Source organism: Candidatus Vicinibacter affinis, from assembly GCA_016714365.1.
Lineage (GTDB): Bacteria > Bacteroidota > Bacteroidia > Chitinophagales > Saprospiraceae > Vicinibacter > Vicinibacter affinis.
Window position 1 is genome coordinate 1,589,760 of record JADJNH010000005.1, and the last position, 15,344, is coordinate 1,605,103.

10 protein-coding genes are annotated in these 15,344 nt (G+C 37.4%); 7 read left to right on the top strand and 3 right to left on the bottom strand.

The window, feature by feature from the left end; translation table 11 throughout:
- Window positions 1–43 precede the first annotated feature (43 nt).
- The 3 genes from IPJ53_06310 (at window position 44) to IPJ53_06320 (ending at window position 3,360) form a co-directional block, all read left to right on the top strand.
- A complete protein-coding gene (locus IPJ53_06310; protein ID MBK7798703.1) occupies window positions 44–1,615 on the top strand; it encodes a hypothetical protein in 1,572 nt (523 codons plus the stop codon).
- A gap of 15 nt (window positions 1,616–1,630) precedes the next feature.
- Window positions 1,631–2,503 carry a gliding motility protein GldN gene (gene gldN, locus IPJ53_06315; protein MBK7798704.1) on the top strand — a complete coding sequence of 291 codons (873 nt, stop codon included), beginning with the start codon at window positions 1,631–1,633 and terminating at the stop codon, window positions 2,501–2,503.
- Between the two features lie 92 nt (window positions 2,504–2,595).
- Complete coding sequence (locus IPJ53_06320) at window positions 2,596–3,360, top strand: hypothetical protein (protein MBK7798705.1); 765 nt, start codon at window positions 2,596–2,598, stop codon at window positions 3,358–3,360.
- A 39-nt stretch (window positions 3,361–3,399) separates the two neighbouring features.
- Here IPJ53_06320 and IPJ53_06325 read toward each other — a convergent pair whose 3' ends face one another.
- Together IPJ53_06325 and IPJ53_06330 are read right to left on the bottom strand one after the other, a co-directional pair.
- Window positions 3,400–4,962 carry a hypothetical protein gene (locus tag IPJ53_06325; GenBank protein MBK7798706.1) on the bottom strand — a complete coding sequence of 521 codons (1,563 nt, stop codon included), beginning with the start codon at window positions 4,960–4,962 and terminating at the stop codon, window positions 3,400–3,402.
- 117 nt (window positions 4,963–5,079) lie between these two features.
- Window positions 5,080–6,366 carry a hypothetical protein gene (locus IPJ53_06330; protein ID MBK7798707.1) on the bottom strand — a complete coding sequence of 429 codons (1,287 nt, stop codon included), beginning with the start codon at window positions 6,364–6,366 and terminating at the stop codon, window positions 5,080–5,082.
- Window positions 6,367–6,560: 194 nt separating this feature from the next.
- Between IPJ53_06330 and IPJ53_06335 the strand changes: the two genes are divergently transcribed.
- Window positions 6,561–8,030 carry a proline--tRNA ligase gene (locus tag IPJ53_06335; GenBank protein ID MBK7798708.1) on the top strand — a complete coding sequence of 490 codons (1,470 nt, stop codon included), beginning with the start codon at window positions 6,561–6,563 and terminating at the stop codon, window positions 8,028–8,030.
- A 19-nt stretch (window positions 8,031–8,049) separates the two neighbouring features.
- Window positions 8,050–8,304: a hypothetical protein gene (locus tag IPJ53_06340; protein MBK7798709.1), complete on the top strand. Its 255-nt coding sequence runs from the start codon at window positions 8,050–8,052 to the stop codon at window positions 8,302–8,304.
- A 305-nt stretch (window positions 8,305–8,609) separates the two neighbouring features.
- On the opposite strand, the gene IPJ53_06345 is transcribed toward IPJ53_06340, so the two are convergent.
- The gene (locus IPJ53_06345; GenBank protein MBK7798710.1) at window positions 8,610–9,569 is read right to left on the bottom strand and encodes a superoxide dismutase; all 960 of its coding nucleotides are present in this window, start codon (window positions 9,567–9,569) and stop codon (window positions 8,610–8,612) included.
- A gap of 236 nt (window positions 9,570–9,805) precedes the next feature.
- Here IPJ53_06345 and IPJ53_06350 point away from each other — a divergent pair, with 236 nt between their 5' ends.
- The gene (locus tag IPJ53_06350) at window positions 9,806–10,708 is read left to right on the top strand and encodes a hypothetical protein (protein ID MBK7798711.1); all 903 of its coding nucleotides are present in this window, start codon (window positions 9,806–9,808) and stop codon (window positions 10,706–10,708) included.
- A gap of 698 nt (window positions 10,709–11,406) precedes the next feature.
- Entirely contained in the window at window positions 11,407–15,318 is a 3,912-nt protein-coding gene (locus IPJ53_06355) for an HYR domain-containing protein (protein ID MBK7798712.1), read from the top strand.
- The last annotated feature ends 26 nt before the right edge of the window (window positions 15,319–15,344 follow it).

Genomic DNA, 15,344 nt, shown 5'->3' on the forward strand with positions numbered 1-15,344 from the left:
AAATCTATTTATTCACAAATTATATAACCATAAATAGAAAAAAATGTCAATACCTAAGCAGCCGCGCCAGTTGATGATCAATATCATGTACTTGGTGCTCACGGCTCTTCTGGCGCTAAACGTTTCAGCGGAGATATTCAATGCCTTTAAAATGGTTAACCATGGGCTAGAGGAATCAAATCATGCTTTAGACAAGTCCAATACGGACATTCCACAGCAGATCATCGATGGTTCCAAAAAGAAAAAGGAATATGAAAAATATGGAGCAATTGCCAAAGAGCCATCAGTAGTTTCCAAAGAGTTTAGCTCTTATGTAGAGGCCATGGTCAACGATCTGATTGATAAATCTGGAAATAAGAATGGATCAGTTGATGATGGAGATTACCTTATTAAGGGGACTAAAAAAGAATTGAAGGGAAAGAAAGATAAGGATGTAACAACCAGAATCTTGATTAAAGGTGGAAAAGGTCTTGAGTTAAAAAACAAGATTTTGGAAGCCAGGAATAAGTTTCTTACCTTCATTGATGATGCAGATAAAGCAAGCTTTGCCAATGAAATAACTTTGAATATTGATGACGAATCTTGGAAAGCCTCTACCAAAAAAAGTTGGGAAGAGTTTACTTTCAAACAAATGCCTTTGGGCGCATGTCAGCCGATATTCACTAAATTTATCAATGATGCAAAAAGTACTGAGAATGCAGTATTAAACTATTTGCTTTCTAAAGTAGGAACTGATAAAACCGTCGTATTGGATAAGTTTACAGTGGTGTCTGCTCCAATCAAATCTTATGTAATTAAGGGTGAAAAATTTGAAACTGACGTGTTTATGTCTGCCTCAGCTTCTGCAGCTTCTAATACCGGCATCAATATTTCTGTAAACGGAGCTAACCTTCCTGTAAATGCTGATGGTGTTGCCAAATGGTCAACAACTGCCGGTGAGGTGGGGATGAAAAAATATTCTGCAACAGTTTCCATGAAAAATCCGGTTACCGGAGAAGTACAGAGCTTTAAGAAAGAATTTGAATTTGAAGTTGGGGAAAGATCCTGTAACGTTTCAGCTGAAAAGATGAACGTTTTTTACATCGGGGTTGACAATCCAGTTGCCATTTCAGCAGCCGGTGTGCCTTCAGCACAATTAAAAGTTGATGCAGCAGGTTCCGGAATTAGCCTTAACAAATTAGGAGGAGGTAAATATACAGCTACTGTTGGTCAACAGGGAGAATGTACCATCACCTTAAGTGGTGGAGGTCTTCAGCCTACAGCCTTCAAATTTAGAGCAAAGAAAATTCCAACTCCTACTCCAATGCTTTCTGATAAGAAAGGAGGTCAAATGCCTAATGGAACTTTCAAAGCCCAGCAGGGAATCATTCCAGCTTTGGAAGGATTTGATTTTGATGCAAAATGTCAGATCACTGAATTCCGATTGGTTAGGGTAGCTCCTCGTCAGGACCCTGAAATTAAATTGAATCAGGGTGGAAGATTTGTTGGAGAAGTTGCCGGATTGATCGCAAAAGCTAAGCCGGGTGACCGTTATATATTTGAAGAAATTAAAGCAAGATGTCCGGGAGATCAGGCCGCGAGGATTTTGAACGAGATGTCTTTTCTAGTTAAGTAAAAAATTATCAATTCCATGAATAAGTTAAGAGTTTCTTTACTCCTCCTCATCCTTAGTCTGGGCTTTGTAAACCTTAAGGCACAGATTGATGAAGAAGAAGTTACTGAGTCATCAATTCTTGAAGATACCACAGGATATCTCGATGATATCATTGAGCGTAAGAATGTCCTTGAACAAAGGATGTTGGCTTATGAGCCCATTCGTGAAGCCGATATTGTTTGGCAGAAAAGGATTTGGCGAGTATTGGATGTCAGAGAGAAAATGAATCAGCCATTTATGTATCCTTCAAGACCATTTTTCAAAATCCTCATAGATGCTGCGGAGAGTGGTGAATTTAAGATATTTGGAGAAGATGATTTTAAGAAACCTTTAGTGGGTGATGCATTGCAGAAAATGCTCCACTCTGTGGATACCGTGCCTGTATGGAATCCCGACACTTATGTAGAGGAATTGAAAATAGTGGTCAACGACATAGACTTTAATGACATTAAGACTTTCAGGATAAAGGAAATGTGGTACTTTGATAAGGAATCCTCCAGGTTAAATTGTAGGATTTTAGGTATCGCTCCAATTAAACAAGAAGTTGATGAGTCTTCTGGAGTGATCAAATATGAGGGTCCTATGTTTTGGATTTATTATCCGGAAGCCAGAAAATTACTCTCAAAAGAGCGTGTTTTCAATGAAAAGAATGATATTTCACCTGGAACATGGGCAGACGTATTTGATGGAAGATTTTTCTCCAGTTATATTTTTAAAGAATCTAACGTTGAAGAACTTCGATTGAAAGATATTTTTGCCGGTGAAAATGATGGGGTAAAACTTCTTTTAGAGTCTGATAGGATTAAAAATGAATTGCTCAATTTCGAGCATGATCTTTGGGTCTATTAAAATATTACTTAAATTAATTTGGAGCCGGTAGAATTTTCTACCGGCTTTTTTTTTGTATCTCAATTCTGTTTGAGTTTTGTAAATTAGCGTTTGTGAAGAAAATATGTTTTTATTTAGGTTCTTGGGTAAAATGTTTTTCCTGTTGGATTTTCCATTTATTCTTAATACCGATTACTTTAAGTTCCCAACAAAATCTAAACTCACTGATCCAGAAGGCTCCCTTAATACCACAGACCATAGGTGCTGCTTTTACTCAATCAAAATTAGAATATCAAGTGGAAACCTTGGAGGATGGAAAAGAATTTAAAAGGGTTGTCAGCTGGGATATGAATTATGAGTTAAAGCATTTTGACCAGCAAGTCAGTGATTATTTAACAAAATGGGAAAGGAAAGCACAAGACAACAGTTTTTCTCTTACCTACAGTCCAGATAATTCACCTGAGACAAAGGAGTATTTGATGAAGTTGGAGAAACTTGCAGATACGACATTGGAAATGTGGAAACCTTTTATTTCGAAAGTGCGAGATGTAAATCCTGATTTTTTGGCTTTGAGTGAGCTTGATTTTGGGTGTGATGAGATTAAAGCATCTGCGAAAAAACTAAATGAGGCTGCGGAATTGAAAAACAAATATCTGATAGCAGGTAGAGAATATATAAGCCCCAATATTGATTATTTTCAAAGAATATTTAACCGATTAATACTTGTAGAAGATGCAATGATGAATAACCAGGTCATTTATCAAATGACTCGAATGTTGAATATTTTGCAGGAATGGAATTTAGCCCTAATTTCTGCTAATAGCCAAATGGTAGATACCGGAGTTTCACTCAATAACGGTCTTTGTAAAGCTAATTAAGTTAGGCGTGTTAAATTGATTGTACGCTAAAACCAATCATTAGAACTTAAATCCAATTGTGGCTAAAAGCATATTTTGATTGACTGTATTGGTGGCCATTGAAGTTACTGCATCAATTTTTCCATCACCATTGAAATCAGAATTACCTGTGCTAAATGGAATGTGTCCCATTTCTGTGTTGACCAATTGATATCCTAGGTCCAAAAAAACACGTTTAAATCTCAAACCAAGTCCGGCACTGTAAGAATGAGAGAAATCATCTACGTTTGCATATGGAGAACTGAGCAGTCCATATCCAGCACGAATCCTTAGTTTGTCTAATGCTATTTCTCCTCCCAAACGGAATTGGATGACCGATTTGAATTGTTTCTTAATATCCTGGTTCAATTGGTTTTGGTAGATGAGTTCAGCATTATTGTCCGTGTCAGCAGTGAGATTGAACTTTGATCTTGAGGGATCGTAGTAATCTACATCCAAATTGATAAATCCATTTTTGTGCACATAGGCCAAGCTTCCTATCCACTTCATGGGAGTTGTTAACCTGTAAGTAAAGTATCCATCTGGTGAGAAACTCTCATAACTTTCCTGACCCTTGGTATCCTTAAATGTGTACGATAAGGATGTGGTAAATTGATCAGAAAACCAATGGTAGGTCGGTGTGTGCCATGATAATCCAATCCTAAAGGAATTCACTGGTTTTACAATAATGCCAAATCGTCCCTGTATGCCATTATAACTGCTGCTTACATTTTCATTAAATTCCAATTCTTTAAATGGAAGAACTTCATCTGTCTTAGCTTCTTTTTCTTTGTAGGTCCTCTCTAAATTATACGACCCGAAAGGCATAGCCAATGTCAATCCCATTGAAACAAACTCTGAATAATTTCCTGCAAATGATAAAGAAAAATCCTGAGCCTTGCCAGATTCATTTATAAATTCACTTTTGGGTAATTGATAGGTTCTGTAACCGGCGAGATCAGAGCTGTATACATACTTGTTAGGATCGGGATCGATATCATAAATAGCCCCGACTTCGTAAGCAAGTCCGGCTTCAAATCCATCCAGATCATCCTTATGAATTCCTCTTCCATCATCGTAATTGTTATCTCTTGCTAATTCCAGGTATCTGTTTAATATAGTTCCCTGGCTTTTTCCTTCAAAGAAGAATTTCTGATTAAAAGCAGCGGTTTGATGGAGGCCCATTGAAAAATTGAAGTTACTCCATTTTGAAAATTTTGGTTTACTTGTGATTACAAGGCCTATTCCACCCAAGCTGAATTGATCAGAAATTCTCTCACTTGAAATATTGCCTGGATCACCCGTTAATATTGAATTCACATTGGAGACCTGATAGAATCCGGTAATGGTAAAATCCGATTTTCTAAAGAGTCCCAAGCCAGCGGGATTTAAGCCGATGGCATTGAAATCAGCACCGATACCACCAACAGAACCGTTCAGTCCGGCCGCTCTACCAGTGGACAGTGGTCTTATAGTTGTATATCTCAAGGCATCTGATGTTAATTGAGCAAAAAGCTGATTACTGTTGCATAGCAATATAAAAAACAAGCTAAGTATCAATTTGTGGTTGAGAAATTTTTTCATGGAACTTCAATTTTAATGGCTCTGCTTTAAAATTCGATCGTAATCAAAGGGAGGATTATAAAGCAATATAATTCCCCCCTTTGTTACCTACCTATGTGATTGTTATTTTTTCAAAAATCATCTTGGTGACTTCCGACCGCCGGATGTATTACCAGAATTCTGATTATTTGAATTGGATCCACTCGATGGACGTTCTGACGGTCTTGAGCCATTGTCAAAACTTCTTCCAGAATTTGAATTTTCAAATCCTCTTGATGACCTGGTTTCGGTTTCAGTTGGTTTCCAAGAGGAACCTGAAGATTGATCCATTTTTCTATCTCGTCTTTCAGGTTTTGTTTCTTTATTTTGTTTAGGTAAGGACTCAGAAGGTTTTACCCCTGAAGGTTTATCGTCCCAATTAAATTTTCTGGGTTCTTTTCTTACCTTTTCATTATTAGGAGTTGGCGATCTATCAGGTCTATCCTGGGAAGAGGGTGGATTGAATTTATCCCTGTTGGATTTTCTTTCTTCATTTTGTTTTTCAGTGGGTGAAGGTTTTATGGTTGTAGAACTACCGTCGTCGACCTTATAATACCTTTTGCTTGTTCGAGATGAAGGTGCCTCAGGTTGATTACTATTATTATTATTCAACCTTTCTGATCTCTCTAGCTTTGTTTTATCCACAGAAGGAGAACCTCCTAGTCTTACAGGCCCGTTTCGTGAGGTTGTCGTAAATCCTGATCGACGACTTCCAAATACAGTACCCTTAGGATTATTAGGAGTATTTACCCATCCACCCTGGTTGTTGTTTCCATGACCGGAATACCACCCACCATTGTTCCATCCATAATATGGGCTTCCGCCCCATCCCCAATTGTTGTAACCGCCGCCCCAATTTCCATTCCAGCACCAAGGGTCATAAAATCCATAATTATAACGGAATGCAGGATTGTATGGGGCATATCCATTACACCAGTCCCAACTGTTCCAAAATGGATTCCACCTATTATATCTATTCCATCTTCTAAATCTGTACGGATCATAATATCCACCATATGAAAAAACTATGCTGTTACCCCAAAGAAAAGGATCATTTAAATAAGGGTCATAAAACCCCATGTTCATATAGTATGGATCATAAAAATCGGTGACAATATAATTTCTGTGGAATCTTCTAATTCTTGAACTGTAGTAATAATCATAATCTTCATCTTCAATAAATTCATCGTCGTAGCCTTCTGGGCTTACTTCATTTTTTTCATAAACACTGCTGTTATAATTCTCCTGTTCTGTTTTATCATTGAATTCATTGGTTGATTTGTCTTTTGATGGATCGTAATAAACGTCATCGTATTGTCCATTCACTAAAGACGCAAACATGAAAAAAGTCAAAAAAGCAATGGCGGAAAATAATCTTGTTTTCATGAGGTTTATATTATTTATTAGAGACTGAAATCCATATAGACTGCAATTTATTACTTTTGCAAAGTGTTCGAAGTTAAAATCTTATTAAATTACCCTTCATACTTAGTTAAAGTTTTTTAACATCGGCACTGCATTAGTAAGACATGTTTCATCCAATTAGGTTTAAAAGTATTTTAGTTAAATAAATTTTAATAATGGCAAAAGCAATTACAAGCAGGGAAGAAGACTATTCTCAATGGTATAATGACCTTGTGTACAAAGCAGGATTGGCAGATACCTCTGCAGTAAGAGGCTGTATGGTAATCAAGCCTCATGGTTATGCATTATGGGAAAATATGAGAGATGTACTGGACAGAATGTTTAAAGATACGGGGCATGTGAATGCCTATTTTCCTTTATTTGTTCCCAAGAGTTTATTTGAGGCTGAAGAGAAAAATGCTGAAGGATTTGCTAAGGAGTGTGCAGTGGTAACCCATTACAGGTTGAAAACCGATCCAAATAACAAAGCTAAATTGATTGTGGACCCTGAGGCAAAGTTGGAAGAGGAGCTTATTATCAGACCCACCAGTGAAGCTATTATTTGGAATACTTACAGGGATTGGATTCATTCCTATAGAGATCTTCCTTTATTAATAAATCAATGGGCCAACGTAGTTCGTTGGGAAATGCGAACGAGACCATTTTTGCGAACTGCTGAATTTTTATGGCAGGAAGGTCACACAGCGCATGCTACCGAACAAGATGCATTAGAAGAGGCTCTGAAAATGCACGAAGTGTATACTCGTTTTGCGGAAGATTATATGGCCATGCCAGTTATAAAAGGAGCAAAAACTGAAAATGAGCGATTTGCTGGTGCTGAAGAAACTTTTACCATAGAAGCCATGATGCAGGATGGCAAAGCTTTACAAGCTGGAACTTCTCATTACCTGGGCCAAAATTTTGCAAAAGCATTTGAAGTAAAGTTTCTGACAGATCAGAACAAAGAAGAGTATGTGTATGCAACTTCATGGGGCGTGTCAACGAGGTTGATTGGCGCCTTGGTGATGTGTCACTCTGACGACGATGGCCTTATTCTGCCACCAAAGCTTGCACCTATTCAGGTAATTCTTGTGCCAATTCCAAAACCAAGCTTAGAGATTGACAAAGTTGGAGAAGAGATTTTGCAAGCGTTAAAAGTTAGAAATATTCGTGTTCAATATGACAAGGATGAAAGGAACCGACCAGGATTTAAGTTTGCCGAATATGAATTAAAAGGGGTACCAATCAGGATAGGTATAGGTGCCAGAGATTTGGAAAAGGGTGTTGTAGAAATTGCCAGGAGGGACACTAAAGAAAAAGAGTTAGTGGAAGTAGAAAAAGTTGCAGATTATGTTCAGGATTTACTAAAAACAATTCAGCAGAATTTATTTGACCGGGCAAAAGCTTTCAGAGAAACTAACACTCATTTTGTAGATACCTGGGATGAATTTCAAAAAACGCTGGAAGAAAAAGGTGGATTTATTTATGCTCACTGGGATGGAAATTCAGAAACTGAAGAGTTGATAAAAGAGAAAACTAAAGCTACCATCAGGTGTATTCCATTAGATGCAGTGGAAGAAAGCGGAAAATGTATATTAACCGGCCGTCCTTCACAGCGAAGAGTTTTATTTGCAAAAGCTTATTAATCTAAAATTTAAAATTAAAATGAAAACAAACTATTACCTAATAGCAATTACAGTTTTGGTATTTTCTTTCTGTAAGGAAGTTAAAAAGGAAGAAACACCGACACCTGTAATTCGTAAAGAAGTGCAAAGCGGACCTGAATTTACATCCGCTTATATTTGCCCTATGAATTGCCAAGGCAGTGGTTCTGATAAACCGGGCGTTTGTCCTGTATGTGGCATGGATTATGAGCAAAATCCAAATTTCAAACAAGATACTTTGTCCACTAATCAATAGGCTCGTCTCAATTTATAAACATTCAATACTTTTATAAAATGAAATATTGAGTGAAAGTCAAGTGAGTTTTGACTGACTTTTTTATTGTAATAAATGAGTTCATCGAAAGAGGTATTTTTTATATCTTGCCTATTAGACTTGACACTTTTAAATCCTGAAGATTATTTTTGAAGTTAAAGGTCAAAGAAATAACTCATTTAAGATCATCCATCGGATCTAAATTTAGTTTGTAATATTCGTGGAGTGGAATTCCAACTAATAATCCATTTTTTATACCAAATTAAATTAATTCGTGGAGCATCAAACTATTCCTTGGTAACGCATTTTTCAACAATTACATGAAAGGTTTCATGAAGCTGATGAAGAGAATTGTTGACTGCTTTATCACTTCCTTTTTTGCGAACAATTTTATCCAATGCTTTTGACCCGGACTCAAGTTTTTTGAGTGCGTCTGTGACTCCTTTATTATTGAATTCGGCAGGCACTTTAGATTTAGATAAGGTAATGGCTTTTTTGACCATTTCTCCACTTCTTGCACGAATTGGTTTAAGGTCACCCTCCTCACTTGGGTGAAATGTCTCTGACAAAGTTTTGTGAAAATCTTTTATCTCAGGCCAATCATCAAATTTGCCTTTTTTAACAGGAATGACTTCATGATATCTTCTGCTGACTTCATTCCAATTAACTACATTCCAAATTGCTGCAAGGTAATCGCCTCTTTTGTTCTGATATTTTAAATAGTAAGCGTGTTCCCATACATCAATGCCAAGAATAGGTATTCCTTTTTGTTCAACTACATCCATATAAGGATTATCTTGATTTGGAGTGGAGGAGATGGCCAATTTTTTATCAGCATTTATATATAGCCAGGCCCAGCCTGAGCCGAATCTGGTAGCAGCCGCTTTGTTTAATAGAGTTTTCAAGCTGTCCATGCTGGTAAACTGATTGTTGATAGCTTCCATGAGGTCAGCAGAAGGCTGGGTATTTTTTTCGGGGGTAAGAATCGTCCAGAAGAGGCTGTGGTTAAGATGACCACCGGCATTATTTCTAACTGCAGGAGAATATGAAGAAATATTCTTCATGAGATCAATTAGTGTTAAATTTTCACCGTTTGTTCCTTTTAGGGCGGCATTCAAATTGTTTACATAAGCTGCGTGGTGCTTGGTGAGGTGGATCTCCATTGTCATTGCGTCGATATAAGGTTCCAGCGCATTATATGCAAAACCCAATTCAGGCAGTTTGTAAGGTGCCTGAGCAAAAGACATGATTTGGGTAAAAATAACAAGGAGGGAAACTAAAAATGTTTTCATATATTTATGATACTTATGATGTGATGTAATCAATTCAGATTCACTGTAAGAAATTGTCAAATGTGCAATTTTGCCTTTGCAAATATAGTGTAAGTTGAAGTTAGGAATGTGAGTATGTTTGTTTTTGATTACTGCATTAAACTATTTATGAATTATAAAGTCAAAGAGTTGTTTACCAAAAAATTAATAAAATGAAAACTTACTTTTTTTTAACATTTGTTCTAATATCCTTCGGTGTTCGTTCACAGGATACAGATAAAGATCAGCAGGAGACCGGCTTGCCTGGCGATCATTTTAGTTTGCAAGGAGCCTTGGATTTGTTTAAAAAATCTTCCAGTCCGGAAGAGTTTGAAAAATTATTAAATACTGAATCCAATCAAGTGAACAATCTTGATTTGAATGGTGATGGGGATATTGATTATATCCGGGTTGTAGATCAAACAGAAGAGGACGTTCACGCTTTGATTTTACAGGCGGTAGTAAACGATCAAGAATCTCAGGATATTGCGGTAATTGAAATTGAAAAAGATGGATCAGCATCAGCCATTCTTCAAATTATAGGTGATGATGAGATCTTTGGAGAATCCGTAATGGTGGAGCCGTATGAAGAAGAAACCAGTGGAGGAAAAGGAGGTCCTGATGCCAACTTGTCTGTCAATTATGTGGTCGTAAATGTCTGGGGTTGGCCTTGTATAAGGTTTATGTATGCACCTGTTTACAGACCATGGGTATCTCCGTGGAGATGGGCCGCTTATCCTGGCTGGTGGAGACCTTGGAGACCATTAGGATGGGCAGTTTGGAGACCTCATGTTAGAATGTACAGACCTGGATTCAGGGTTGTTACTACCCACAGGGTGGTAAGGGCGCATAGGGTTTACAGTCCGGTGAGAGTGCATTCTGTTACGGTCAGGACTAAAAACTCAGGAAATGTAAAGCATTATCGCACGACAAAAAGAACCACCGTTATAGGTACGGGGCCGGGAGGAAACAAAGTAAAAGCTTCCCGAACTAAAACTACAACCGTTCATCAGGGGCCGAAAGGTAATAAAGTTAAAACTACCCATACCAAAACCAAAGTGAGTAGAAAGAGATAGGACCGCTTAGGTCTAATTTAATAGGATATTAAAATTGAGGGAAGACTCCGACTGGGGTCTTCCTTTCTTTTTGAATTTCGAATTCTTAAAAAATCAGGCAAGGGTTCTGAGTAGTTAGTAACTTGGATTAAATAAAACCACTTGCTTTATTTTTCAAATCGGCAGCCCCTAATTAATTTTCAAACAAGCTATTGATCAATCAAAGAAGACTCAATCCAATTAAAAAAATATTCGAACTACCATAATTGCTACAAGGAACGGGTAAAAAATTCAATCTATTCTTATAGTTAATCACTATTAAAGCTTCGAATTCAATAGGCAAGGAAGGATAGGAACTTAAATTTTCTATTTTTAGTATACATATTCAAACTTATAAAATATAAAAAATATTCGTTTAAAAAGTTGATAATAAGTTATTTAAACATATTAAAAATAAATATTAAAAAATAAATTATATATAATTTGGAATTTTGGAAATACCCTTTCTATATTTGTGCTGTGAATTACCGTAAGGTGTTCACGCCCAACCATGAGAATTCAGCGAATGCTGAAAGTTTACACCTGTTAATAGTTTTCTACTTAAAGATTTTGGCCAATAGAAAAGTTTGAAGCCTTTTCATTTGGTGTCCTCTGTAAAATGATTTTAGATTTTAGGATGTAACCATCCGAAAATCCTAACCTTTTTAACCTTGTAGCGTATGTTACCGACAATTAATTATTGCCTCGGAGTAAGAAAACTATGCCCCTCGGGGCCTTCTTTCAATTCCATTTTATTTGCCGTATTGTTGGCTGCCTTTGGTCTATTCCAACAGGTGGATGCACAATGCGTATTGGCTTGCAGGGGTAAGGGAAATTTATCCCTAGGGCCTAATTGTGAGGCTAAAATTCTACCCACCATGCTTTTGACCGATGGCTTAAGATGTCCTGATGCCAAATATCGGGTAGATGTTATGGATTATAACATGAAATTGCTTCCATACAGTCCCTATGTAACAGAAAACGAAGTTGGGATGAACGTGACTGTTATGGTATTTGATTCGGTGTCAAAAAATTCCTGTTGGGGAAAGCTCTTCATTGAGGATAAATTTGCACCGGTAATCCTTTGTCACAATGATACCTTGTATTGCAATGATACCAGCTTTAGGCTGCCACCATATTTTTTTGATTACTGTGATGTAAATCCAACTATTGAGTTAGTTAATGAAGAGTTGCTGCCTTATCAATGTGATCCATTATTTGTAAAGAGAGTGGTTAGATCATGGGTTGCCACAGATAAATACGGCAATAAATCCAGAGTTTGCACAGATACCCAATGGTTAAAAAGAATTCCGATAGATTCTGTAGTTTATCCAAAGCATTTTGTACACTCAAATAATTGTCACATCGAATGCAGTGATGTATATCCTGTAGATGCAAAGGGTCACCCCCATCCTAATTTAACAGGAGTGCCAACGGTCGATGGATATCCATTGTGGCCGGACTTTAATTTGTTTTGTAATTTGGGAACGAGTTATGAGGATCTTGTGGTGGTAGATAATTCATGTAAGAAAAAAATTATCAGAATGTGGCGAGTGGTGGAATGGTGGTGTGGAACTGCAATGATCAGATCATTTCCACAAACCATTGAAATAGTTGACACCAAGCCACCGCATGTCCATTGTCCATACGATTTCACGGTGACTACGAATGGTTCTTATGAATGCACCTCAACATTTTACCTGCCACCAGCAGTCGTATTTGATTCATGTCAGGACAGTATTCATGTTGATGTTTTTTATGGAGGAGGAATATTGCTGAATCAAAATGGAGGTTATATAAAATTACCTATAGGTGAACATCACGTTACTTATAGAGCATACGATGCGTGTTACAATCTTGATTCCTGCAGTGTAAAAATTACTGTAGAGGACAAAAATCCTCCCACTGCAGTTTGTGATCAGGGGGTGGTGGTTACCTTGACGCGAGATGATGAGATTCATGTACAAGCGGAAGTTTTTGATGAAGGCAGTCATGACGATTGTCATCTTGATAGTTTTCTTGTTAGGCGCATGGATCTTGGAGAGCCATGCGGAGTGAAGGATTATCAATTCAGACAAGAGGTGATTTTTTGTTGTGAGGATGCAGGTAAAAAGGTGATGGTTGTTTTTAGAGTCAAGGATCAGAGTGGAAACTACAATGATTGTATGGTAGAGGTAGAAGTCCAGGATAAAACTCCACCAGTTATAAAATGCCCTCATGATTACAGTATGGCTTGTAACCCACATTTGGATACAGTAGATTTGTCCAGGTTTGGTAAGCCGGATTATTATGATAATTGCATCGTGCACATGCACGAATATGTGGATACGTTTTTAAATCAATGCGGGCTTGGATATTTGGCTAGAAATTTTGTAATCAGGGATAACATGAATAGGTTAGATACCTGTACGCAAAGAATTTATGTAAATCCGGTTGATAGTTTTGGTGCAGAAGATATAATTTGGCCAAGAGATACTACTTTATTTGTTTGCGGTGCAAATGTGGAACCAAAGAATTTACCTGATGGGTATGATTTTCCAAAGTTCCTATCGGTGGATTGTTCAAGACCCGGTGCGAGTTATGAGGATCATGTTTTTAACTATATTCAGGACTCCTCGCTTTGCTTTAAACTTCTGCGGAAATGGAAGGTCATTGACTGGTGCCAACAAAGTTACGATGCACAGGGCAATTTAATTCTTCCTCATTGGACACATGAGCAAATCATAAAAGTTTCAAACAAACTTCCTCCAAAAATTGGAGATGATTGTGATACCATAATGGTGTGTCTGAGTGGTGCTGACTGTCTAAAGGAAAGAGTTAGGATCAGTCATTATGCAGTAGACGATTGCACCCCTGATGCTTTGATTCGATCAAATTTCAAATTGGATTTATACAACAATGGATTGATTGACAGTACTAACTCTGTCCAGGGTAATACCATTAGTTGGGATGGAGATTTGCCAGTTGGTGAGCATCGTTTTATCTGGGTTTTTGAAGACCAATGTGGTAATCGGGAAGTTTGTTTTCAGATTGTGCGTGTTATCAATTGCAAACTTCCAACAGCTTATTGTTTAACAGGAGTGGCCATCAATTTGAATGGAATTGATGTAGATGGTGATGGTGATGTTGAAGGGGTTGTAGATGTATGGGCTACTGATTTGAATAGAAACAGTTATCAGCAATGTGGAAATCCCATCACTTTTTCATTCAGCCGAGACAGTTCTGATAAATACAGGCGATATACTTGCGACAGTGTAGGTCAAAGAAGAGTAGAGATGTGGGTTACGGATCAGTATACTGGATTACAGGATTTCTGTGTATCCACAGTTGTTGTGCAGGATAATAATAGAATTTGTCCGGGCAACTTAACCAGAGGTAACATTGCCGGATTGATTCAAACGCCTTATGGAAAGCCCATTCCGGAGTCGGTAGTTTTGGTAGAAAATTTGTCAGGTACTATTGAAGCAGAATTTAATGGCAAATATATTTTTCCTGATTTATTACTTGGGTATGATTATCAGGTGAAAGTAAAAAAGGAGAAAAACTATTTGGAAGGGATCAGTACGCTTGATATTTTGCAAATTCAAAAGCATATATTAGGTTCTAAAGGATTGGGAACTCCTTGGAGGATGTTGGCAGCCGATGTAAACGGAGATAAAGTAATTACGGCAAGTGATATGGCTGCTTTGAGGAAATTAATTCTGGGATATGATTACAAATTCAAAAATTCAAATTCATGGAAATTTATAAATGCAATGTATCAATTTCCTGATCCTGAGGATCCCTGGTATCAGAATTTTCCTGAGGAATACAGGATTCAATCAATGGGAGGGAATATGAATTATGTTGATTTTGTAGGTTTCAAAGTTGGAGACGTTAGTCAGACCATTTGGGATAGTTTGGGTGGAATAAAAACCAGAACTGCACAACCTGTAGATTTATTTAGTGGATTTGGATCTGGATCCAGTCTGATCAATGTGTATACTGAGAAGAAACAAATTGCACAAGGAATGCAGTTTACCTTGAAGTTTGATCCAAATCAAAATCAGTATGTTGGATTTAAATCAGGACTGGTAAGTCTTCAAGATGTGAATGTAAATGAGCGTTTCGCAGATGATGGTATTTTATTGGTTTCCTGGACCTCTGATGAATCAGTAATTCTTGAACCCGGGCAGTCGTTGTTTAGCATTGAATTCAGGAGTGAACTTAGTACCACTTTTGGCCAGACAGTAAGAATTTGCTCGGATGTTTTACAGGCAGAGCTGTATGATCCGGAATTTAAAGAGATGGATATCAGATGGGGAAATAAGGCTATTCTGCAACAGGACGAGGTTGTTTTTGGTATTCCAATTCCAAACCCATTTGTAGAGCTTACAAGTATTCCTATGGATGTCAGAGAAGAAATGAATTATACTTATAAGATTTTTGATATTAATGGTGCGTTGATTTGTCAACAAACTGAACACGCTGTTAAGGGAAGAAATTTCATCAAAGTCAAGAGAAGTCAAATGCCGTTGGCAGGTATTTATACCTTACGGGTAGAGGCTTCTGGTTTTGCCAAGAGCTTTAAGTTGGTAATGATGAATCAGTAATTGGCTTCAAGGTTAATATCATATTT